Below are 21327 nucleotides of genomic sequence, written 5' to 3'. Positions count from 1 at the left end.
TGTCGGTCAGAGCGCGGTGGCGGCGCTGATGGCGGGGTAGAGGCGGCGGTAGCGCTGGTATGCGTCCTCGTAAGCGGCCGAGAGCGCCTGTTCCGGGGCGATCGTCTCCGCAGTGGCCGGCGGCGTGCAGACGGCGAGCGGATCGGCGCCGGTCGCGGCGATCAGGCCGAGGCGGGCCGCACCGAAGGCCGCCCCGAAATCGCCGTCGGCGGGGATGTCGACCGGCAGGTTAAGCGCGGTGGCGATTGACTTCAGCCAGTAGCGCGAGCGCGAGCCGCCGCCGATGGCCGTGACGCGCGTGAGGTTCGTGCCGGCCGATCTCAGCGCCTCCAGGCTGTCGCGGATGGCGAAGGAGACGCCCTCCAACACCGCCTGCGTCAGCAAGGCGCGGCCGCTCTCGTGGCCGAGGCCGGCGAAGGCGCCGCGGATCGAGGCGTCGTTGTGCGGCGTCCGCTCGCCGGAAAGATAGGGCAGGAAGATGACGCCGGAGGGCGCGCGAAGCGCCTCGCCGAGCTCCGCCGTCAGGTCGGACGCCGATGCGCCGGTGACGCGCGAATGCCAGTTGAGTGCGTCGGTCGCCGACAGGATCACGCCCATCTGGTGCCAGGTGGCGGGCAGCGCATGGCAGAAGGCATGCACGGCGCTCGCCGGATTGGGCAGGTAGCTGCCGTTCGCGGCGAAGAGCACGCCCGAGGTGCCGAGCGAGACGAAGGCGGCCCCTTCCCGCACCGTGCCCATGCCGCAGGCGGACGCCGCGTTGTCGCCCGCCCCGCCGGCGACGACGACGCCGTCCCCGAGGCCCCAGCGCGCGGCAAGCTCGGGCCGCAGCGTGCCGGCGCTGTCGGTGCCCTCGACGAGGTCCGGCATCTGCTTCTCGTCGAGATCGGTCGCTGCGAGAAGCTCGGCCGACCATGTGCGCGCGCCGGTGTCGAGCCAGGACGTGCCGGCCGAATCCGACATTTCCGACATGTGCTCGCCGGTGAGCCAGAAGCGCAGATAGTCCTTCGGCAGCAGCACCCAGCGCACGGCGGCGAAGATGTCCGGCTCGTTGTTCTTCACCCACGCGAGCTTCGGCGCGGTGAAGCCCGGGAAGACGATGTTGCCGGTGATGGCACGGAAGCGCGCATCCGCGTCGAGGGCAGCGGCCTCGCGATGGCTGCGCGTGTCGTTCCACATGATGCAGGGCCTGAGCATCCTGTCCTGCCGGTCGATGAGCGTCGCGCCGTGCATGTGGCCGGAGAGACCGATGCCGCGCACGGCGGCAAGCTCCGCCGGATGCGCCGCCTTGAGGCCGGCGATCGCCTCCTCCGTCGCGCGGATCCAGTCGGCCGGGTCCTGCTCGGACCAGCCCGGATGGGGCCGCGATGTCGCCACCTCCCTGCTCGACGCCGACCCGACGACCCGCTGGGCATCGTCGATCAGCATGGCCTTGACGCTCGACGTGCCGAGGTCGATCCCGAGATACATGTCTAGTCTCCCTGATAGAGGCCCGCGCCGGACCGTTCGTCCTCCTCCGCGGCGGGCGGAAGGTTTTCCCTGATGAAGATGTCGATGCGGATACGCTCCTGCGCGGCGACGACCGGCAGGCCGTCGGCCTTGGCGCGCAGCACGCGGGCGGCGCTGCGCACCTCGTGGCCGGCATCCTGGTTCAGCACGGCGTCGATGACGCCCGTCTCCAGTGCCGCGCGGGTATCCGCGGTCAGCTCGTGCGCGATGACGCAGATGTCGCTGCGGCCGGAGAGCGCGGCGACGAGGCCGCCGTTGCCGGCACCGAGGCTGTAGATACCGGCGAGGTCCGGCGTGGCGGCGAGAAGACCGGCGATCAGCCGTCGCGAGACGGCCGGATCGTCCTGCCCCTCCAGCACCGGCAGCACCTGGCGGGCGACCGGCATCGCGGCCATGGCGGCGAGAAAGCCCTCGAGGCGGTCGCGGTGGTCGCGCACGCGCATCGAGCCGGCGAGCACCGCGACGGGGCCGGGCCGGCCGCCGAGGAAACGGCCCATCAGGCTGCCGGCCGTGCGGCCCGCGGCGACGTTGTCGACGCCGACGAAATGGTCCCGGCCGGAGGCGGCGAGGTCGGAAACGAGCGTCACCACCGGGATGCCGGCCTCGCGCGCCCGGGCGATGGCGGCGGCCACCTCCGGCGCATCGACGGCGACGGCGGCGATGCCGGCGGTATCGTCCGAGGCGGCGGCCGCATCGATGGCGGCGGCAAGCGCGGCCGCATCGAAGGCGGGGACGGTGACGACGGAAAGGCGCGTGCGCTCGGCGGCCGAATGCCGTCCCGCATGGCGGATCTCCGCCTCCAGCCCGCGCATGAACGGGTTCTCGCCCGCAGGCACGATGAAGACGAGCGGATAGACGCGTCCCTTGGCGAGATTGGCGGCGGCGACGTCGCGGACATAGCCGAGGGCCGCGATCGCCGCCTCGACCTTCGCCCGCGTGACGGCGCGCACGCCCGGCCGGTCGTTCAGCACCCGGTCGACCGTCGCGAGGCTGACGCCCGCCCGTTCGGCGATGTCGTGAACCGTGGGTCTCATCTCTCCTCCGCCCGGAGACCCTTAGAGGATTTTTTGATGTACGTAAATCAGAAAGTTCCGGCGACGGCCCGCGGGCGAGGGCCGCACGGCGGAAGGCTCAGTGCCCTCCGCCGCCGCCGACGCCCGATTGCGGCTTGCGGATCGCCAGCACGCCGATGATGAGCACGGTGAAAAGGACCGTCAGGAGCAGGAAGACGTCGATGAAGGAGAGGATATAGGCCTGCTGGTGAACCAGGCCGGCCATCTGCTTGACGGCGATGGTCGCGCCGTCGAGGCCGTGCGCGCCGTAGTTCGCGGCCATGTTGCGCAGGCGTTCGACCGCCTCCGGATTGCCCCACTGGACGTGCTCGGAGAGACGCAGGTAGTGCTCCTGCGAGCGCTGGGTGAGCAGCGTGTTGATGACGGCGAGGCCGACCGCGCCGCCGAGGTTGCGGGTGAGGTTGAAGAGGCCGGAGGCGTTGCGGATGCGGTCCGGCGGCAGTGTGCCGAGCGCGATGTTGTTGATCGGCACCATGCAGATCATCAGCGAGACGCCGCGCAGGATCTGCGGCACGAGGAGCTCGTAGAAGTCCCAGTCGGCGGTGAGCTGCGTCATCGTCCAGGTGCCGAGCGCGAAGCCGGCGAAGCCCATGGTCATCATCACCCGCGGGTCGAGCCGCGTGGAGAGCGCGCCGGCGACGGGTGCGGTGAAGAACATGGCAAGCCCCGAGACGAACATCGTCTCGCCGATCATCAGCGAGTCGTAGCCGCGGATGCGGGCGAGATAGAGCGGGTAGATATAGGTGAGGCCGTAGAGGCCGATACCCATGGCGAAGGAGAAGAGCGAGCCGAAGGCGAAGTTGCGGTCGGAGAAGGCGCGCAGATCCACCACCGGAAACGGCACCTTGAAGGCGCGCCAGAAGAAGACGATGGCGCCGGCCGCCACGGCGATCGAGCCGTAGACGATATGCGCGTCGCTGAACCAGTCCTTGTTGTTGCCCTCCTCCAGCACGTATTCGAGCGAGCCGAGGAACACCGCCATCGAGGCGAGCCCCCACCAGTCGAAGCGCTTCATCAGGCCGAGCTCCGGCTTGTCGAAGTCGATGAGGTTCCAGGCGAGCACCGTGACGATGATGCCCGGCACGATGTTGACGAGGAACAGCCAGTGCCAGGAGAAGGCATGGCTGAGATAGCCGCCGACCGTCGGCCCGATGGTCGGCGCGAGCGTGGCGACGAGGCCTATCATCGGCGAGACGACGCTGCGCTTCGACGGCGGGAAGATGGTGAAGGCGGCGGCGAAGACCGACGGGATCATGCCGCCGCCGATGAAGCCCTGGATGGCACGGTAGACGATCATCTGGTCGATGTTCGTCGCGGTGGCGGCGAGCGCGCTCGCCGCCGTGAAGCCCGCCGCCGAGACGGCGAAGAGCACGCGCGTCGAGACGATGCGCGCGAGCGTGCCCGATAGCGGGATCATGATCACTTCGGCGATCAGGTAGGAGGTCTGCACCCAGGCGATCTCGTCGGCGCCGGCCCCGAGCCCCGCCTGGATCTCGGAGAGCGAGGCGGAGACGATCTGGATGTCGAGGATCGACATGAACATGCCGAAGACCATCGCGAAGAAGGCGATGACGCGGCGGACGGGAACCTTGTCGGCATGAGCCGGCGCCGCCGTCACGGCGCCTCGGCCCACCTGGGCGGTCGCGGCCATGGCCCGCGCTCCTCTGCTGGATCGGTTCAGTCGGCTTTCGCGGCGACGCGGGTCGCGTCGGGCGCCGTGCGGCTGTCGACGTCGACGACGACGCTCAAGCCTGCGCGCAGCTTGCCGCTCGCGAGCGCCTCGGCCGGAATGGCGATGCGCACCGGCACGCGCTGCGTGACCTTGGTGAAGTTGCCGGTGGCGTTCTCCGCCGGCAAAAGCGAGAAGACCGAGCCGGAGGCCGGCGCGATCGACTGCACCGTGCCGACGATGTCGTCCTCGGCATAGGCGTCGATGTGCAGGTGCACCTTCGAGCCCGGCACGAGGCCGGCGATCTGCGTTTCCTTGAAGTTCGCCTCGACATAGAGGTCGTTGACGGGCACGAGGGCTGCGAGCCGCTGGCCGGCCGAGACGAGGTCGCCGACCTGCACGGAGATGTTGCCGACGACGCCGTCATAGGGCGCTTTCAGCACAGTGAAGCCGAGGTCGCGCTCGGCCTTGTCGCGGACGAGCTCCAGCGTGCGGATGCCGCTCTCGGCCTCGGCGCGCTGGGCCTGCAGGACCGCGATGTTCGCCCTGGCGGCGACGATGTTGGCGTCCGCGCCGGCGAGGTTGGCCTTCGCCTGGTCGAGCGCCACGGTGGCGCTGTCGAGCGCGGCGGTGGTGCCCACCTCCTTGGCGTTCAGCGCCTTGGCGCGCTTCTCGGCGACCTCCGCGCCGCCGAGGGCGGCCGTGGCCGCCGTCTTCTGCGCCTCGGCCTGGGCGAGGCTCGCCTTCGCGCCCTCGATCTGCGCGTCGATGCGGCCGAGCGCGAGCGTCTGCGTGGCGATCTGCGCCTCGGCCTGCTCGCGCGCCAGCCGGTAGTCGCCGTCCTCCAGCGTCACCAGCGGGTCGCCGGCCCTGACCGGCTGGTTCGCCACGACGTTGACGGCGGCGACATAGCCGGAGACCTTCGGCGAGATCGCCGCGATGTCGCCCTCGACATAGGCGTCGTCGGTGGAGATCATGAAGCGGCCGTGCGTCCACCACTGATGGCCGTACCAGCCGCCCGCCGCAACGAGCGCGACGACGAGCAGCGGCAGCACCAGCCGGCGCCCGCCCTTCTTCTTCCCTTCCGCCACGGCAGGCGCCGCGACAGGCTCGGCGACGGGCGCGTCCGCCGCCGGTACGGGTTCGAAATCGTCGTTGACCGGGCGAACCTTCGCCGTGCCGGCGCCATGGGAAGTCGACATGCGCTTGCCACCATATCCTGAATTGAAAAAATCGAACTGAACCGTTCGGTTCGATTTGACATAGGCCACTTTCTACCGCATATCAAGTGAAATCGAACCGAGCGGTTCGAAATTCACCGAATGGCTTACGGACAGGAAACGGAGATGGACACGAGGCAATCGAAGCCGGCAGCCCCGCCTCCCGGCAGGCGGGCGGCGGGCGAGGACCCGGCAAAGCGCGAGCAGATCCTCGACGGCGCCAAGAGGACGTTCATGGAGCAGGGCTTCGAGGCCGCCAGCATGAACGACATCACGCGCGCGGCCGGCGTCTCCAAGGGCACGATCTATGTCTATTTCGAGAACAAGGAAGACCTGTTCGGCGCGATGATCGAACGCGAGCGCGCGCGCATCACCGAGACGGTGGGCAACACGCTCGACGCCTCGCGGCCGGTCGCCGAGAGCCTGACGGCATTCGGCACACTCTTCGCCACGCACCTGACCGCGGACACCACGATCCGCGCCATGCGCATGGTGATCGCCGCCAACCATCGCCTGCCGACGGTCTGCAGCAGCTTCTTCTCGGCGATGCGCATCAACCCGGTCTCCGTCCTGCAGGCCTATCTCGACAGGCAGAAGGAGGCGGGCGCGATCGTCTGCGACGACACCGTGCACGCCGCCAAGCAGTTCATCGAGCTGACGACCGTCGGCCTCTTCAAGCAGCGCCTCTTCGGCGCCCTCCAGCAGCCGCCGGCCAGGGCCGAGATCGAGCGCAACGTCGCCTCGGCCGTCCGCGTCTTCCTTGCCGCCTACGGCGCGGACCGGCCGGCGCGATGACGAATTCGTGATCGCTGAGAAATCGCAGGCCGCCCCGCTTGCCGGATGGCGAAATCCGCATAAATACGGGAGGCAATTCAACAGCCCTCACGGAGAGAAGACCGCATGGACAGCATCCTCGCCCTCGCGCAGGATCCCGGCGCCTGGATCGCGCTCATCACCCTTGTCGTGATGGAGGTCGTCCTCGGCATCGACAACCTGATCTTCATCTCGATCCTCACCAACAAGCTGCCGGCCGAGCACCGCGTCCAGGCGCGCCGCATCGGCATCGGGCTGGCGCTCGTCATGCGGCTGGCGCTGCTCGGCACCGTGGCCTGGATCGTGCAGCTCACCACGCCGGTCTTCGAGGCCTTCGGCCACGCCTTCTCATGGAAGGACATGATCCTGATCGCCGGCGGCCTCTTCCTCGTCTGGAAGGCGACGAAGGAGATCCACCACAACGTCGACCCGATCGACCACAAGGAGGACCTGGTGGGCGGGACGGCGACGACGGGCTTCGCCGCGGCGATCGGCCAGATCCTCGTGCTCGACCTCGTCTTCTCCGTCGACAGCATCATCACCGCCGTCGGCATGACGCCGCATCTGCCGATCATGGTCATCGCCGTCATCGCCGCCGTCACGGTGATGCTCGTCGCCGCCACGCCGCTCGCCAACTTCATCGAGAAGAACCCGACGATCGTCATGCTGGCGCTCGCCTTCCTGCTGATGATCGGCACGACGCTGATCGCCGAGGGCATGGGCTTCCACGTGCCGAAGGGCTACGTCTACGCCGCCATGGCCTTCTCGGCGCTGGTCGAGCTCCTCAACATGCTGTCGCGCCGCGCGCGGCAGAAGGCGAAGGGCGCGGCCGTCCATTGACGCGGAGAAGCCGGCGGCGACGCCGCCGGCTCCTGCCGGACGAAAAGGGGAAGAAGACGGGCCGGACGGGTGGGGAGCTCGACTGCCGTTTCGTTGGCCGCGGGAAGAAACCGGAAAAATTCCCGCGTTCTCCATCTCCGTCGCGTCCGGTTGACACGGGCCGCGCCTTCCCTTGACAAACCCGCCGGACGCGCGATTTGTTCCGACATCCGTCCGGCCTGCCGACGCGGACGCCCAGCCTTGAAACCCGCCTGCCGAGTGCGCCGCCGCCGATGACCACGGAACAGATCTTCGCCTTCGCCGTGATCGCCCTGATGATGGGCGCGTTCATCTGGGGGCGTTTCCGCTACGACCTCGTCGCCTGCTGCTCTCTGCTGCTCGCGCTCTGTCTCGGCATCGTCCCCTTCGACAAGGCCTTCTCCGGCTTTTCCGACGACATCGTCATCATCGTCGGCAGCGCGCTGATGGTGAGCGCCGCGGTCGCCCGCTCGGGCATCGTCAACGTCGCGGTGAAGCGCTTCTTCCCGAACCTCACCGGAATGCGCGCGCAGCTCGCGCTGCTGCTCGTCTCCGTCGCGGTGCTGTCGGCCTTCATCAAGAACATCGGCGCGCTCGCCATCATGATGCCGCTCGCCTTCCAGTTCGCCCGCCAGTCCGGCACGCCGGCCTCGAAATTCCTGATGCCGATGGCGTTCGCGGCCCTCCTCGGCGGGCTGATGACGCAGATCGGCACCTCGCCCAACATCGTCGTCTCGCGGCTGCGCCAGGAGATTTCCGGCGAGAGCTTCACCATGTTCGACTTCACGCCGGTCGGCACGGTGCTGACGGCCTGCGGCGTGCTGTTCATGCTCGCCTTCAACCGCATCGTGCCGGAGCGGACGAACCGCAGCGCCTCGATCGAGGAATCGCTGGAGGCCGCCGCCTATTCCTCCGACGCGACCGTGGGCGAAAACTCGCCCGCCATCGGCAAGTCGCTGAACGAGGTGCTGAAGAACGGCGACGGCGACGTGATCGCCACCGCCATCATCCGCGGCCACGTCCACATCGCGCCGCTGCCGGACGTGCGGCTCGCCGCGGGCGACACGATCCTGATGGAGGGCACGGCGGGCGCGCTCGACAAGGTCGTCTCCGCCGCCGGCCTGACGCTCTCCGGCCAGCCGATCCGCGCCGGGCGCGGCGAGGCGGGCGAGATCAGCGCCATCGAGGCGGTGGTCGCCAACGATTCCCGCCTCATCGACATCTCCGCGCGCTCGATTGCGCTCTTCCATTCCTACGGCATCAACCTGCTCGCCGTCAGCCGCCAGGGCGAGCGGCTGCGCGAAAAGCTCTCGCAGGTGCGCCTGCGCCCCGGCGACATGGTCGTGCTGCAGGGCAACAACCGGACGCTGCCGACGCTGCTGCCGGAGCTCGGCCTGCTGCCGCTCGCCCAGCGCGAGATCCTGCTCGGCGCGCCGCGCCGCGCCTTCATCCCGGTCCTCGTGCTGATCGCCGCGATGGCCGCGACCGCGCTCGGCGTCGTGCCGGTGGCGACCGGCTTCTTCGCCGCCGCCGTCGCCATGGTCGTCTTCCGCGCCGTGCCGCTGCGCGAGGTCTACGGCGCGCTCGACGGGCCGATCCTCGTCATGCTCGCCGCCCTGATCCCGGTCTCCGACAGCCTGCGCACGACGGGGGCGAGCGAGCTCATCGCCGGCTGGCTCGGCGACGTCGCGATCCACCTGCCGCCCTTCGGCGCGCTCGCGCTCATCCTCATCACCGCCATGGCCGTGACGCCCTTCCTCAACAATGCCGCGACCGTGCTCGTCATGGCGCCGATCGCCGCGAGCTTCGCCGCCACGCTCGGCTTCCGGCCGGAGGCCTTCCTGATGGCGGTGGCGATCGGCGCGGGCTGCGACTTCCTCTCGCCCGTCGGCCACCAGTGCAACACGCTGGTGATGGGACCGGGCGGCTACAGGTTTGCCGACTACCCGCGCGTCGGCCTGCCGCTGTCCCTCCTCATCGTGCTGGTGAGCGTGCCGGCGCTGCTCTACGTCTGGCCGTTGCGGTAGGTTCTCCTCCCTTGACGCGCCGGGCTGAATATGGTCTCACCCGGCCCGATTTCCCCTGAAACGACGCCTCCGCCGCCGCGAGGCTTTGAACCCTGTCAGGACGGGCCACATCATGAGCACTTCCGGCGTCCGCGTACGCATCGCCCCTTCGCCCACCGGCGAGCCGCATGTCGGCACCGCCTATATCGCGCTCTTCAACTATCTCTTCGCGAAGAAGCACAACGGCACCTTCATCCTACGCATCGAGGACACGGACGCCACGCGCTCGACGCCGGAATTCGAGCAGAAGGTGCTGGACGCGCTGAAATGGTGCGGGCTCGAATGGTCGGAAGGCCCGGATATCGGCGGCCCCTACGGCCCCTACCGCCAGTCCGACCGCAAGGCGATGTACTGGCCCTATGCCGAGCAGCTGCTCGAAAAGGGCCACGCCTTCCGCTGCTTCTGCACGCCGGAACGGCTGGAGGCGATGCGCGAGGCGCAGCGTGCCGCCGGCAAGCCGCCGGGCTATGACGGCCACTGCCTCAACCTCTCGGCCGAGGAGGTGACGGGCCGGCTCGCCGCCGGCGAGCCCTCCGTCGTGCGCATGAAGATCCCGGTCGAGGGCTCCTGCGACTTCCACGACGGCGTCTACGGCGACGTGTCGATCCCGTGGGAGAGCGTCGACATGCAGGTGCTGATCAAGGCCGACGGCATGCCGACCTATCACATGGCCAACGTCGTCGACGACCACCTGATGAAGATCACCCATGTGGCGCGCGGCGAGGAATGGCTCGCCTCCGTGCCGAAGCACATCCTGCTCTACCGCTATTTCGGCTGGCAGGAGCCGGTCTTCATGCATCTGTCGCTGATGCGCAACGCCGACAAGTCGAAGCTCTCCAAGCGCAAGAACCCGACCTCGATCTCCTACTATTCCGCGCTCGGCTACCTGCCGGAAGCGCTGATGAACTTCCTCGGCCTGTTCTTCATCCAGATCGCCGAGGGCGAGGAGCTGCTGACGATGGATCAGCTCGCGGAAAAATTCGATCCCGATAACCTCTCCAAGGCCGGGGCGATCTTCGACATCCAGAAGCTCGACTGGCTGAACGGCCGCTGGCTGCGCGAAAAGCTCTCGGAGGAGGATTTCGCCAGGTGCGTGCTCGACTGGGCGATGGAGAACGACCGCATCCGCCAGGGCCTGAAGCTGTCGCAGTCGCGCATCTCCAAGCTCGGCGAGCTGCCGGACCTCGCCGGCTTCCTGCTGAAATCCGACGTCGGCCTGACGCCGGAATCCTTCGCGAAGGTGAAGTCCGCGCCGGAGGAGATCCTGGAAATCCTCAACCAGGTGCAGGCGGACCTGGAAAAGATGCCGGAATGGACCGTCGAGAGCATCGAGGCGGAACTGCGCGCGAGCGCCGACCGGCTGGGCAAGAAGCTGAAGGTGGTCGTCGCCCCGCTCTTCGTCGCCGTCTCCGGCTCGTCGCGCTCGCTGCCGCTCTTCGACAGTATGGCGATCCTCGGCCGCTCGGTCGTGCGCCAGCGCCTGAAGGTGGCCGCGCAGGTGGTGGCCTCGATGGCGGGCAGCGGAAGGTAAGGAGGGGCACCCCCTCATCCGCCTGCCGGCACCTTCTCCTCGTGGGGAGAAGGGGAACGCGGCCGTCGCCGAACGCTCCGGTCCCCTCTCCCCTCGGTGAGAGGGTTAGGGGCGCCACGGGCGGAAATCTTGCAATTGATTGCCTGGCGTGTGCCATAATAGGGTTTAACGAGATGACCGATACGAAGACCGAGACCGCCCTTTCCTCCGACCCGACGGAAGTCCGCCGCCAGAAGCTCGAGCAGCTGCGCAAGACGATCGGCGACGTCTATCCGGCGCATTTCCACCGGACGATGACCAATGCCGAGCTCGCCGCCAGATACGAGGCGCTGGAGCCGGACACGGAGAGCGGCGACGTGGTGACGGTCGCCGGCCGCGTCTATTCCTCGCGCAATTCCGGCATGTTCATGGACATCCATGACGCCTCGGGCAAGATCCAGATCTTCAGCCACAAGGACACGACGCCGGAGGAGGCGCGCGCGCTCCTGCCGATGATCGACCTCGGCGACATCATCGGCGTGACCGGCGTCGTGCGCCGCACGAAGCGCGGCGAGCTGACGATCAACGCCCAGAAGATCGTCATGCTGACGAAGACGCTGCTGCCGATGCCGGAGAAGTGGCACGGCGTCGCCGACGTCGAGATCCGCTACCGCAAGCGCCACCTCGACATCATGACCAACGAGGAATCGAAGCTGCGCTTCCGCCAGCGCTCGCAGATCGTCTCGGGCATCCGCCGCTTCATGGAGAACGACGGCTTCATGGAGGTCGAGACCCCCATGCTGCATTCCGTCTACGGCGGGGCGACGGCGGAACCCTTCAAGACGCACCACAACACGCTGAAGCTCGACATGTACCTGCGCATCGCGCCGGAACTGTTCCTGAAGCGCACGCTCGTCTCCGGCCTCACCGACAAGGTGTTCGAGATCAACCGCAACTTCCGCAACGAGGGCGTGTCGACGCGGCACAATCCCGAGTTCACGATGATGGAGTGCTACTGGGCCTATGCCGACTACGAGGACATCATGGACCTCGTCGAACGGCTCTTCGCCGAGCTCGCCATCAAGGTCCACGGCACGACCGAGTTCACCTACGGCGACAAGCAGATCTCCTTCAAGGGCCCGTTCCGCCGCGTGCCGATGCCCGATGCCGTCAGGGAGGCGACCGGCATCGACTTCCTCGCCATCAGGACGGACGAGGAGGCCCGCGCCGCGGCCGAGGCCGCCGGCTTCGAGGTGGAGAAGGACTGGACCTGGGGCGAATGCCTTGCCTTCATCTTCGAGGAGAAGGTCGAGCCGACGCTGATCCAGCCGGCGCACGTCACCCATTTCCCGAAGGACATCTCGCCCTTCGCAAAGGAGGTGCCGGGCGAGCCGCGCCTCGTCGAGCGCTTCGAGACCTATTGCAACACCTGGGAACTGGGCAATGCCTTCTCCGAGCTCAACGACCCGGAAGAGCAGCGCGCCCGCATGGTCGAGCAGCTCGAGCAGGCACACGCCCGCGGCGAGAAGGACAAGCAGCTCGACGAGGAGTTCCTCGACGCCATCGACCAGGGCATGCCGCCGGCCGGCGGGCTCGGCATCGGCGTCGACCGCCTGATCATGCTGCTCACCGACGCGCCCTCGATCCGCGACGTCATCCTCTTCCCGGCACGGCGCGCCAAGGCGGACTGAGGGTCTTTAGATAAGCCCCCTCATCCGCCTGCCGGCACCTTCTCCCCGCAAGCGGGGAGAAGGGGGAACGGCGAGCGCTTCCACCAACATTGCCGTTTCGGGAAAGCCGTGCGGCATATCCCTCTCCCCGCTTGCGGCGAGAAGGGCGCGGTAGCAGGATGAGGGGCAGCGCCCTCAATGCCCGTTCGAGGCCACCTCGTGGGCGGCTGTCGCCGCGGCGTGGTCTTCGGCAGGCGCCTCGTGGCCGCCGTCCTTCTTCGCCTCGCCGTGGCCGTCCGTCTCGGCCGCGGCGTTCGGGTCGAGACAGTCCGAGCGTTCCTTCATCGCGGTGACGATCGCCTTGATCTCGTCCAGCGTCAGTTCCTTGCGCTCGCCGTAGAACTCGCCGTTCGCGCCCGGCTGTCCGTCGACGTAGCGGGCGACGAAGGGCGCCGCCATGCCGGGGATCGCGGCCGGATTGCGGCTGAACAGCACCTCCGCGCCGATCGCCCGGCCGCGCATGTCGGCACGGTTCACCGGTCCCGCCGCATCGAGCAGCACGATCTGGTAGAGGTCGGCCTCCTCGCGGTTCGACACGGCGCCCGCGACGCGCAGCGCCGTCTTGACGCGCACCGCGCCGTCCTTGGCGTCGGAACGCACGTATTTGCGCAGCCAGTTCTGCCCGTCGCGCTCGACGCGCACCGTCGTCACCGTGGTGCAGGCGGCACCCGAAACCTCCTCGGCGGGCGGCCCGAGGATCGCGTCGCGTCCGACGAGGATCGCCGCCGCGCCCGATGCGCCGGTCAGCACCACCAAGCCGGCAAGAACGATCAGCAGTTTGCGGGACAGCCGGAACGAGGTCGGAAGCAACTTCACGGGAACGCGGACTTTTCTCTGGGACTCGGGGTACGGGGGGACGCGGGCGCGGCACGCGAACCCGTGCACTTTAGCCCTTCGGCGTTTCCGAAGTTTTAAGCGCTCGACGAATTTTGAAGCCATTCTTGCGAATGATTTGCAATTGCGTTGACAGGCGGAAAAAGCGCTCTATATTCTATTGCAACTCACTCGCAAAAGCATTCGCAGGATTGTCTCATGCTCCGTCGTTCGTTCCATGCCCTTCTCCTCAGCCTTCCGCTTCTCGCCGCCGGTCCGGTCCACGCGCAGGAGAAGATCAAGGTCGTCACCACCTTCACCATCATCGCGGACATCGCGGCGAACGTGGCGGGCGACGCGGCCGAAGTGGAATCGATCACCAAGCCGGGCGCGGAGATCCACAACTACCAGCCGACGCCGCGCGACATCCTCAAGGCGCAGGATGCCAAGCTCGTGCTCTGGAACGGCCTCAACCTCGAACTCTGGTTCGAGAAGTTCCTCGCCAATCTCGGCGACGTGCCGAACGTCACCGTCAGCGACGGCGTGGAGCCGATGAGCATCGTCGAGGGCCCCTACGAGGGCAAGCCGAACCCGCATGCCTGGATGTCGCCGGACAATGCGCTGATCTATGTCGAGAACATCCGCAAGGCGCTCGCCGCCGCCGACCCCGCCAACGCCGCGACCTACGACGCCAACGCCAAGGCCTATGGCGAGAAGATCAGGACGCTCGGCGAGGCGATGAAGGCCGAGATCGGCAGGCTGCCGGAGGAAAGGCGCTGGCTGGTGACGAGCGAGGGCGCCTTCAGCTACCTCGCCCGCGACTTCGGCCTGAAGGAGCTCTTCCTCTGGCCGATCAACGCCGACCAGCAGGGCACGCCGAAGCAGGTGAAGGCGGTGATCGACGCCGTGCGCGAGCATGACATCCATGTCGTCTTCAGCGAGAGCACCGTCTCCGCCGACCCCGCCAGGCAGGTGGCGAGCGAGACGGGCGCCGCCTATGGCGGCGTGCTCTACGTCGACTCGCTCTCCGAGGCCGGCGGCCCCGTGCCCACCTATCTCGACCTCCTGCGCGTGACCTCCGAGACCATCGTGAAGGGCCTTTCGCAATGATGATGGGCGGCCGGGCGAAGGTGGTGGCGGGCATCACCGCCGAGGATGTGACCGTCACCTACCGCAACGGCCTGACGGCGCTCCGGCACGCGAGCTTCTCCGTGCCGAAGGGCACGATCACCGCGCTGGTCGGCGTCAACGGCTCGGGAAAATCCACCCTCTTCAAGGCGATCATGGGCTTCGTGCCGCTCGCCGCCGGCGAAGTGACGATCCTCGGCCTGTCCGTGCGCGAGGCGCTCAGGAAGAACCTCGTCGCCTACGTGCCGCAGGCCGAGGAAGTCGACTGGAGCTTTCCTGTCCTCGTCGAGGACGTCGTCATGATGGGCCGCTACGGCCACATGAACTGGCTGCGCATCCCGGGAAAGCGCGACCGCGAGATGGTGGACGAGGCGCTGGAGCGCGTCGGCATGTCCGCCTTCCGCAAGCGCCAGATCGGCGAGCTCTCCGGCGGGCAGAGAAAGCGCGTCTTCCTCGCCCGGGCGCTGGCGCAGGAGGGCCAGGTGATCCTGCTCGACGAGCCCTTCACCGGCGTCGACGTCACCACCGAGGAGCAGATCGTCGACCTCCTGCGCAAGCTGCGCGACGAGGGCCGCGTCATGCTCGTCTCCACCCACAATCTCGGCAGCGTGCCGGACTTCTGCGACCGCACCGTCTTCGTCAAGGGCACCGTGATCGCCTCCGGCCCGACGGAGGAGACCTTCACCGAGGAAAACCTCGAACGCGCCTTCGGCGGCGTGCTGCGCCATTTCATCCTCGCCGGCCGCGACCTGCACGACGACGAGGACCGGCGCGAGGTGAAGGTGATCACCGACGACGAGCGCCCCTTCGTCATCTACGGCGAGCGCAAGGCGGAGGAGGAACGGTCGTGATCGCCACGCTCCTCGAGCCCTTCGGCTACGGCTACATGATCAACGCCATGTGGGTGAGCGCGCTGGTCGGCTGCATCTGCGGCTTCCTCTCCGCCTATCTGATGCTGAAGGGCTGGTCCCTGATCGGCGACGCGCTTTCCCATTCCATCGTGCCGGGTGTGGCCGGCGCCTACATGCTCGGCCTGCCGTTCGCCGCCGGCGCCTTCCTCTCCGGCGGGCTTGCAGCCGCCGCCATGCTCTTCCTCAACCGCGCGACGAAGCTCAAGGAGGACGCGATCATCGGCATGATCTTCTCCTCCTTCTTCGGCCTCGGCCTGTTCATGGTCTCGCTCTCGCCGACGCCGGTGAACATCCAGACCATCGTGCTCGGCAACATCCTCGCCATCACGCCCGAGGACACGGTCCAGCTCGCCATCATCGGCGCGGTGACGCTCGCGGCCCTCCTCCTCAAGTGGAAGGACCTGATGGCGGCCTTCTTCGACGAGGCCCACGCCCGCTCGATCGGCCTCAACCCGACGGGTTTGAAAATCCTGTTCTTCACCCTTCTCAGCGCCTCGACCGTCGCCGCCATGCAGACGGTCGGCGCCTTCCTCGTCGTCGCCATGGTGGTGACGCCGGGGGCGACCGCCTATCTGCTGACCGACCGCTTCCAGCGGCTGATCCTGATAGCCGCCGGTCTCGGCGCCGGAACCAGCCTCGTCGGCGCCTATCTATCCTATTTCCTCGACGGTGCGACGGGCGGCGTCATCGTCGTGCTGCAGACGGCGATCTTCCTCGCCGCCTTCGTCTTCGCGCCGAAGCACGGGCTGCTGGCGGCGCGGCGCAAGGGGCGGCTGGCACTCGTCGCCACGGAGGAGCGGCCATGAACGAGACGCTCGCGCTGGCACTCCTGCCCTTCCAGCTCGCCTTCATGCAGAACGCCTTCCTGGTGACGCTGATGATCGCCGTGCCGATGGCGCTGATCTCCTGCTATCTCGTGCTCAAGGGCTGGTCGCTGATGGGCGACGCGGTCTCGCATGCGGTGCTGCCGGGCGTCGTCATCGCCTATGTCGTGGGGCTTCCCTTCGCGGTCGGCGCCTTCGTCGCCGGCCTCTTCTGCGCGCTCGCCGCCGGCTACCTCAAGGACAACAGCCGGGTGAAGGAGGACACGATCCTCGGCATCGTCTTCTCCGGCATGTTCGCGCTCGGCCTCGTGCTCTACGTGAAGATCCAGCCGGACGTGCATCTCGACCACATCCTCTTCGGCGACATGCTCGGCATCGCCTTTGCCGACCTCGTCGAAACCGGGGCCATCGCCCTTGCCTCCACCGGCTTCGTCCTGTTCTTCCGCGAGGACCTGCTCGTGCAGGCCTTCGACCGGCAGCATGCGGCGGCGATCGGCCTGCCGGTCCGCCTCCTGCACTACGGCCTGCTCGCGGTGATCTCGCTTGTCGTCGTCGGCGCGCTGAAGGCCGTCGGCATCATCCTCTCCGTCGCCATGCTGGTCGCGCCCGGCGCAATCGCCGCGCTCGTGACGCGGCGCTTTTCCGCCATGCTCGCCGTCGCCGTGGCGGTGGCGCTCGGCGCTTCCTTCGCCGGCATCTACCTCAGCTTCTTCCTCGACAGCGCGCCGGCGCCGACCATCGTGCTGCTGATGGCCGGGCTCTTCGTCGCCGCTTTCCTGCGGCAGGCGCTTGCCGGCCGCAAGGCCGGGGAGAAGCCCGCCGGCTGATCGACATCGCTTGCCTTTCCGTCTATCGTCCGCCGCGATCGCAAGAGGCAAGACCGGACCCATGGCACATATCGGCATCGTCGGCGGCGGCATCATCGGCTGCGCCACCGCCCTCTTCCTGCTGGAGGACGGGCACACCGTCACCATCATCGAGCGCGACGCGGGCGGGCAGCCCGCCTCCGTCGGCAATGCCGGCATCCTCGCCGTGCCGGAGATCGATCCGCTCGCCCGGCCCGGCATGCTGTTCGCCGCACCGAAATGGCTGCTCGATCCGCTCGGCCCCCTCTCGGTGCGCTGGCAGGACCTGCCGGCGCTCATGCCCTGGCTCTTCCGCTTCCTCGCCTCCGCCCGCCCGACGAAGGTGGCCGCCGCCCGCGACGCGCTCACCTTCCTGATGAAGACGACGGAGGCCGATCACCTGCGCCTCGGCGAGATAGCCGGCATCTCCGGCCATATCCGCCGCACCGGTTCGATGACGCTCTTCGACGGCGCCAAGGCCCTCGACAAGGCCTTCGCCCAGGAGGCGGAGAATGCCCGCCTGTTCGGCTTCACCGTCGAGAAGCTGGACGCGGCCGAGGCCCGCCGCCGCGTGCCGGCGCTGAGAGGCGACTTCGCCGGCGCGACCTTCAACGACGGCTACCAGACCTTCGAATATCCGCTGACACTGCTGCGCCGGCTGCAGGCCGCGCTGCGCGAGCGCGCCACGCTCGTGGACGCCGCGGTCGCGGCCGTGAGCCGGGGCGAGAACGGCGTCACCGTGGCGACGGAGGCCGGCAAGCGGCTCGTTTTCGACCGGCTGGCGATCACCGCCGGCATCTGGTCGCGCCGCTTCGTCGCCGATCTCGGCCTGCGGGTGCAGCTCGAGACGGAGCGCGGCTACAACACCACTTTCGTCGACCCGGCCGTCACGCTGGAAATGCCGGTCTTCTTCGCCGAGCACGGCTTCGTCGCCACGCCCTTCGAGAAGGCGTTGCGCGTCGGCGGCGCGGTGGAGCTCGCCCGGCCGGACGCGCCCGCCAACTACGCCCGCGCCGCGGCCATGCGCCGCAAGATGCGCCGCTACGTGCCCGACCTGCCGGAAGAGGGCGGCACGGAATGGATGGGCCGCCGACCCTCCACGCCGGATTCGCTGCCGGTCATCAGCCTGCATCCGGCCGACCCGCGCATCGCCTTCGCCTTCGGCCACGGCCATCTCGGCCTCACCCTCTCGGCGACGACCGGCCGCCATGTCGCGCGGCTCCTGGCCGGAGAAGGCGCAAGCGCACTCCAGCCCTTCTCGATCGCCCGCTTCCAGTAAGAACAACGACAAAGAAGGTTTTCCATGCACAAGGTCATTTTCGACACCGATCCCGGCGTCGACGACGCGATGGCGTTGCTCTTCCTGCACCATCACCCGGAGATCGATCTCCTCGGCATCACCACGGTCTTCGGCAATGCCTCGGTCGAGACGACGACGCGCAACGCCCTCTTCCTCAAGCGCGAATGGGGCATCGACGCCCCGGTCGCCCGCGGCGAGGGCAGGACCTGGAACCCGATGCGCAACCCCGTCGACTGGCCGGTGACGATCCACGGCGACGACGGGCTCGGCAATATCGACGTGCCGGAGACGATCGACCTGCCGGTCGACCCGCGCCCGGCCCACCGCTTCATCATCGACACGGTGAAGGCGAATCCCGGCGAGGTGACGCTGATCGCCGTCGGCCGCATGTCGAACCTCGCCTATGCGCTGAAGGAGGCGCCGGAGATCGCCGGCCTCGTCAGGCAGGTGATCATCATGGGCGGCGCCTTCGACGTGCCGGGCAACATCACCCCCGCCGCCGAGGCCAACATCCACGGCGACCCGGAGGCCGCCGACGTGGTGATGACCGCACCGTGGAAGGTGGTCGTCGTTGGCCTCGACGTGACGATGCGCACGGTCATGACCCGGAAAATGCTCGCCGATCTCGTGACGAGAGGCGGAGAGCGGCTGAAGCTGCTCTCCGACATCTCGCAGTTCTACATCGATTTCTACGGCCGCCACGTCGAGGACGGCATGGTCGTGCACGACAGCTGCGCGTGCCTCTACCTCGTCGCGCCCGAGCTCTTCGCCACCCGCAGCGGTGCGATCCGCGTCGTCGCCGGCGGCATCGCCGACGGCCAGACCATCCAGAAGCCCGACGGCCACGCCTTCCCGCCCGGCAACTGGGACGACATCCCGAGCCAGCAGGTCTGCACCGGAATCGACGTCGACCGGGCGATGGCGCTGCTCCGCGAGACGCTGGTGCGGGCGGCCTGAGGGGTAGATTTGCCCCTCACCTGCCTGCCGGCATCCTCTCCCCGCAAGCGGGGAGAGGAACCAATGCCGTACCGTTTTTCTCCTTCTCCCCGCTTGCGGGAAGAAGGTCCCGGCAGGGGGATGAGGGACGAACCTCTAAGCCACGTCGTCCGGCAGCCGCCAGTCGACCGGCTCGCGCCCGTGCTTCTTCAGGAAATCGTTCGCCTTGGAGAAGGGCCGCGAGCCGAAGAAGCCGTTGTGGGCGGAGAGCGGCGAGGGATGCGGCGAGCGCAGCACGAGATGGCGCGCGCGGTCGACGAAGGCGGCCTTCCTCTGGGCGTAGGAGCCCCAGAGGATGAAGACGACGGGCTTCTCCTGCTCGTTGACGACGCGGATCACCGCGTCGGTGAAGCGCTCCCAGCCCTGCCCCTGATGCGAGGCGGCGCGGCCCATCTCCACCGTCAGCACGCTGTTGAGCAGGAGCACGCCCTGCCGTGCCCAATGTTCGAGGAAGCCGTGGCGGGCGGGCGGGATGCCGAGGTCGTCCTGCAGCTCCTTGTAGATGTTGACGAGCGAAGGCGGGATGCGCACGCCGGGGCGCACCGAAAAGCAGAGCCCGTGCGCCTGTCCCTCGCCGTGATAGGGGTCCTGCCCGAGGATGACGACGCGCACGTCGTCGAGCGGCGTGAGGTCGAGCGCGCGGAAATATTCCGATCCCTTGGGGAAGACACGCCGCCCCTGCGCCTTCTGCTCGACGAGGAAGGTCTTCAGCGCGCCCATGTAGGGACTGGTGAACTCCGCCGAAAGCGGCGCCTTCCAGGTCTCGCCGATCTTCACCTCCGTCATCGCCGCCTCCTCTCACCGTCCGCAAACGGGCCGAGTTTAGCGCAAAGGCCCGGCAGGGAGGCCGCAGCCCCGCGGCCATCCACAGGAAACGTCAGGTGACGCCGAAGACGCGCATCAGGCTTCTCATCCGCTCCGCCGCAAGCTCCGGCCGGTCGAGCACGTTCGCCCGGTCGGCGAGGCGGAAGACCTCCGCATAATGAAGGAGCCCGCGGGCGGACTGCATGCCGGCCGGCATGGTGAAATGGTCCTGGTGCCCGTTCAGCCAGGCGAGGAAGACGACGCCCGTCTTGTAATATTGCGTCGGCGCCTCGAAGATTTTTCGCGACAGGGGCACAGTCGGCTCGATCACGGCGCGGAAGGCGGCGGCATCGCCGGCGGCAAGCGACGCGAGCGCCTTCGAGGCCTGCGGCGCCACCGCGTCGAAGATGCCGAGCAGCGCGTGGCTGTATTTTTCCCCGTCGCCTTCGATCAGCTCCGCATAGTTGAAGTCGTCGCCGGTGAAGCAGAGCACGCCCTCCGGCAGCCGGTCGCGAAGCGCCACCTCACAGGCGTTGTCGAGCAGCGAGATCTTGATGCCTTCGACCTTGTCGCGGTTCTCCGCGATGATCGACAGCACCGTGTCGAGCGCCGGCTCGAAGCCTTCCGAGCCCCAGTAGCCCTTCAGCTGCGGGTCGAACATGTCGCCGAGCCAGTGCAGCACCACCTTGTCCTTCGCCTGGGACAGGATGCGGCCGTAGACCTTGCGGTAGTCGTCCGGCGAGGCGGCGATGCGGGCGAGCGCCCGGCTCGCCATCATGACCGCCCGGCCGCCGTGCTTCTCCACGAAGCCGACCTGTTCCTCGTAGGCGGCGATCACGTCGTCCAGCGACCGGGCGTCGGCGGGCGCGAGATGGTCCGTGCCGGCGCCGCAGGCGAGATCGGCGCCCGGCACGGTCTTCGCCTCGACGAGCGAGCGGCGGATCAGCTCCTGCGCACCCGCCCAATCGAGCCCCATGCCGCGCTGGGCGGTGTCCATCGCCTCGGCGATGCGGAAGCCGAGCGTCCAGAGGTGATGGCGGAAGGCCATCGTCCGCTCCCAGTCGATGGCGGGTTGCTCCCACGGCCGCGCGTCGCGCAGCGGATCGGAGACCACGTGGGCCGCCGCATAGGCGATGCGGTTGAAGCGCGGCACGGCGGCCGGCCGGGCGAGCGGCGTGCCGGCGAGATCGTAGCGTTCGAGGCGGCCGTCCGATTGTGGCAGGGTGAGGCTGATGGGCATGGCGTCCTCCGGAGTTTTGTG

The 21327-nt window shown here is 68.2% G+C and carries 18 protein-coding genes; 11 read left to right on the top strand and 7 right to left on the bottom strand.

Features of this window, described 5'->3' with window-relative positions:
* Positions 1 to 6 precede the first annotated feature (6 nt).
* The 4 genes from xylB to NNZ72_RS02145 form a co-directional block, all read right to left on the bottom strand.
* Positions 7 to 1467: a xylulokinase gene (gene xylB / locus NNZ72_RS02160; RefSeq protein ID WP_257312003.1), complete on the bottom strand. Its 1461-nt coding sequence runs from the start codon at positions 1465 to 1467 to the stop codon at positions 7 to 9.
* A 2-nt stretch (positions 1468 to 1469) separates the two neighbouring features.
* Complete coding sequence (locus tag NNZ72_RS02155) at positions 1470 to 2540, bottom strand: LacI family DNA-binding transcriptional regulator (RefSeq protein ID WP_257312000.1); 1071 nt, start codon at positions 2538 to 2540, stop codon at positions 1470 to 1472.
* Positions 2541 to 2637: 97 nt separating this feature from the next.
* Complete coding sequence (locus NNZ72_RS02150; RefSeq protein WP_257311997.1) at positions 2638 to 4230, bottom strand: DHA2 family efflux MFS transporter permease subunit; 1593 nt, start codon at positions 4228 to 4230, stop codon at positions 2638 to 2640.
* A gap of 26 nt (positions 4231 to 4256) precedes the next feature.
* A complete protein-coding gene (locus tag NNZ72_RS02145; protein WP_257311995.1) occupies positions 4257 to 5450 on the bottom strand; it encodes an HlyD family secretion protein in 1194 nt (397 codons plus the stop codon).
* A gap of 144 nt (positions 5451 to 5594) precedes the next feature.
* Between NNZ72_RS02145 and NNZ72_RS02140 the strand changes: the two genes are divergently transcribed.
* The 5 genes from NNZ72_RS02140 to lysS all read left to right on the top strand — a co-directional run bounded on the left by NNZ72_RS02140 (position 5595) and on the right by lysS (position 12406).
* Positions 5595 to 6263, top strand: a complete 669-nt coding sequence (locus NNZ72_RS02140; protein WP_257311993.1) for a TetR/AcrR family transcriptional regulator — start codon at positions 5595 to 5597, stop codon at positions 6261 to 6263.
* Between the two features lie 105 nt (positions 6264 to 6368).
* The gene (locus tag NNZ72_RS02135) at positions 6369 to 7121 is read left to right on the top strand and encodes a TerC family protein (protein WP_257311990.1); all 753 of its coding nucleotides are present in this window, start codon (positions 6369 to 6371) and stop codon (positions 7119 to 7121) included.
* Between the two features lie 272 nt (positions 7122 to 7393).
* A complete protein-coding gene (locus NNZ72_RS02130; RefSeq protein ID WP_257311987.1) occupies positions 7394 to 9166 on the top strand; it encodes an SLC13 family permease in 1773 nt (590 codons plus the stop codon).
* 112 nt (positions 9167 to 9278) lie between these two features.
* Entirely contained in the window at positions 9279 to 10736 is a 1458-nt protein-coding gene (gltX, locus tag NNZ72_RS02125; RefSeq protein WP_257311985.1) for a glutamate--tRNA ligase, read from the top strand.
* A 173-nt stretch (positions 10737 to 10909) separates the two neighbouring features.
* Positions 10910 to 12406 carry a lysine--tRNA ligase gene (lysS, locus tag NNZ72_RS02120; RefSeq protein WP_257311982.1) on the top strand — a complete coding sequence of 499 codons (1497 nt, stop codon included), beginning with the start codon at positions 10910 to 10912 and terminating at the stop codon, positions 12404 to 12406.
* 174 nt (positions 12407 to 12580) lie between these two features.
* Here lysS and NNZ72_RS02115 read toward each other — a convergent pair whose 3' ends face one another.
* Positions 12581 to 13261, bottom strand: coding sequence for a hypothetical protein (locus NNZ72_RS02115; protein WP_257311980.1), 681 nt, complete (start codon positions 13259 to 13261; stop codon positions 12581 to 12583).
* 216 nt (positions 13262 to 13477) lie between these two features.
* On the opposite strand from NNZ72_RS02115, the gene NNZ72_RS02110 reads away from it, so the two are divergent.
* The 6 genes from NNZ72_RS02110 to NNZ72_RS02085 all read left to right on the top strand — a co-directional run bounded on the left by NNZ72_RS02110 (position 13478) and on the right by NNZ72_RS02085 (position 19223).
* Complete coding sequence (locus tag NNZ72_RS02110; protein WP_257311977.1) at positions 13478 to 14368, top strand: metal ABC transporter substrate-binding protein; 891 nt, start codon at positions 13478 to 13480, stop codon at positions 14366 to 14368.
* Positions 14365 to 15237 (top strand): manganese/iron ABC transporter ATP-binding protein, encoded by an 873-nt coding sequence (locus NNZ72_RS02105; protein WP_371747671.1) that lies wholly within the window; start codon positions 14365 to 14367, stop codon positions 15235 to 15237. Before NNZ72_RS02110 ends, NNZ72_RS02105 begins: the two co-directional genes overlap by 4 nt.
* The gene (locus tag NNZ72_RS02100; protein ID WP_371747670.1) at positions 15234 to 16103 is read left to right on the top strand and encodes a metal ABC transporter permease; all 870 of its coding nucleotides are present in this window, start codon (positions 15234 to 15236) and stop codon (positions 16101 to 16103) included. The genes NNZ72_RS02105 and NNZ72_RS02100 overlap by 4 nt, the downstream gene beginning before the upstream one ends.
* The gene (locus NNZ72_RS02095; RefSeq protein WP_257311974.1) at positions 16100 to 16948 is read left to right on the top strand and encodes a metal ABC transporter permease; all 849 of its coding nucleotides are present in this window, start codon (positions 16100 to 16102) and stop codon (positions 16946 to 16948) included. The genes NNZ72_RS02100 and NNZ72_RS02095 overlap by 4 nt, the downstream gene beginning before the upstream one ends.
* Positions 16949 to 17009: 61 nt before the next feature.
* Positions 17010 to 18245: an NAD(P)/FAD-dependent oxidoreductase gene (locus tag NNZ72_RS02090; RefSeq protein WP_257311973.1), complete on the top strand. Its 1236-nt coding sequence runs from the start codon at positions 17010 to 17012 to the stop codon at positions 18243 to 18245.
* A 24-nt stretch (positions 18246 to 18269) separates the two neighbouring features.
* Complete coding sequence (locus tag NNZ72_RS02085; RefSeq protein ID WP_257311971.1) at positions 18270 to 19223, top strand: nucleoside hydrolase; 954 nt, start codon at positions 18270 to 18272, stop codon at positions 19221 to 19223.
* Positions 19224 to 19358: 135 nt separating this feature from the next.
* Here NNZ72_RS02085 and ung read toward each other — a convergent pair whose 3' ends face one another.
* Both ung and NNZ72_RS02075 read right to left on the bottom strand, forming a co-directional pair.
* Positions 19359 to 20048, bottom strand: coding sequence for a uracil-DNA glycosylase (gene ung, locus NNZ72_RS02080; RefSeq protein WP_257311968.1), 690 nt, complete (start codon positions 20046 to 20048; stop codon positions 19359 to 19361).
* 91 nt (positions 20049 to 20139) lie between these two features.
* Positions 20140 to 21306 (bottom strand): dihydrodipicolinate synthase family protein, encoded by a 1167-nt coding sequence (locus NNZ72_RS02075; protein WP_257311966.1) that lies wholly within the window; start codon positions 21304 to 21306, stop codon positions 20140 to 20142.
* Positions 21307 to 21327 lie beyond the last annotated feature (21 nt).

The sequence above is a fragment of the Shinella pollutisoli genome, assembly GCF_024609765.1.
Taxonomy (GTDB): Bacteria; Pseudomonadota; Alphaproteobacteria; order Rhizobiales; family Rhizobiaceae; genus Shinella; species Shinella pollutisoli.
The sequence above is the reverse complement of the archived record's forward strand: the minus strand, read 5'-3'. Positions and strand labels throughout refer to the sequence as shown.

Bases quoted from the DNA above. Each gene is read 5' to 3' on its own strand.
- NNZ72_RS02085 (WP_257311971.1), top strand. From the start codon at position 18,270: ATGCACAAGGTCATTTTCGACACCGATCCCGGCGTCGACGACGCGATG.
- ung (WP_257311968.1), bottom strand. From the start codon at position 20,048: ATGACGGAGGTGAAGATCGGCGAGACCTGGAAGGCGCCGCTTTCGGCG.
- lysS (WP_257311982.1), top strand. From the start codon at position 10,910: ATGACCGATACGAAGACCGAGACCGCCCTTTCCTCCGACCCGACGGAA.
- NNZ72_RS02105 (WP_371747671.1), top strand. From the start codon at position 14,365: ATGATGATGGGCGGCCGGGCGAAGGTGGTGGCGGGCATCACCGCCGAG.
- NNZ72_RS02095 (WP_257311974.1), top strand. From the start codon at position 16,100: ATGAACGAGACGCTCGCGCTGGCACTCCTGCCCTTCCAGCTCGCCTTC.
- NNZ72_RS02110 (WP_257311977.1), top strand. From the start codon at position 13,478: ATGCTCCGTCGTTCGTTCCATGCCCTTCTCCTCAGCCTTCCGCTTCTC.
- NNZ72_RS02150 (WP_257311997.1), bottom strand. From the start codon at position 4,230: ATGGCCGCGACCGCCCAGGTGGGCCGAGGCGCCGTGACGGCGGCGCCG.
- gltX (WP_257311985.1), top strand. From the start codon at position 9,279: ATGAGCACTTCCGGCGTCCGCGTACGCATCGCCCCTTCGCCCACCGGC.
- NNZ72_RS02135 (WP_257311990.1), top strand. From the start codon at position 6,369: ATGGACAGCATCCTCGCCCTCGCGCAGGATCCCGGCGCCTGGATCGCG.
- NNZ72_RS02090 (WP_257311973.1), top strand. From the start codon at position 17,010: ATGGCACATATCGGCATCGTCGGCGGCGGCATCATCGGCTGCGCCACC.
- NNZ72_RS02140 (WP_257311993.1), top strand. From the start codon at position 5,595: ATGGACACGAGGCAATCGAAGCCGGCAGCCCCGCCTCCCGGCAGGCGG.
- NNZ72_RS02075 (WP_257311966.1), bottom strand. From the start codon at position 21,306: ATGCCCATCAGCCTCACCCTGCCACAATCGGACGGCCGCCTCGAACGC.
- NNZ72_RS02130 (WP_257311987.1), top strand. From the start codon at position 7,394: ATGACCACGGAACAGATCTTCGCCTTCGCCGTGATCGCCCTGATGATG.
- xylB (WP_257312003.1), bottom strand. From the start codon at position 1,467: ATGTATCTCGGGATCGACCTCGGCACGTCGAGCGTCAAGGCCATGCTG.
- NNZ72_RS02155 (WP_257312000.1), bottom strand. From the start codon at position 2,540: ATGAGACCCACGGTTCACGACATCGCCGAACGGGCGGGCGTCAGCCTC.
- NNZ72_RS02145 (WP_257311995.1), bottom strand. From the start codon at position 5,450: ATGTCGACTTCCCATGGCGCCGGCACGGCGAAGGTTCGCCCGGTCAAC.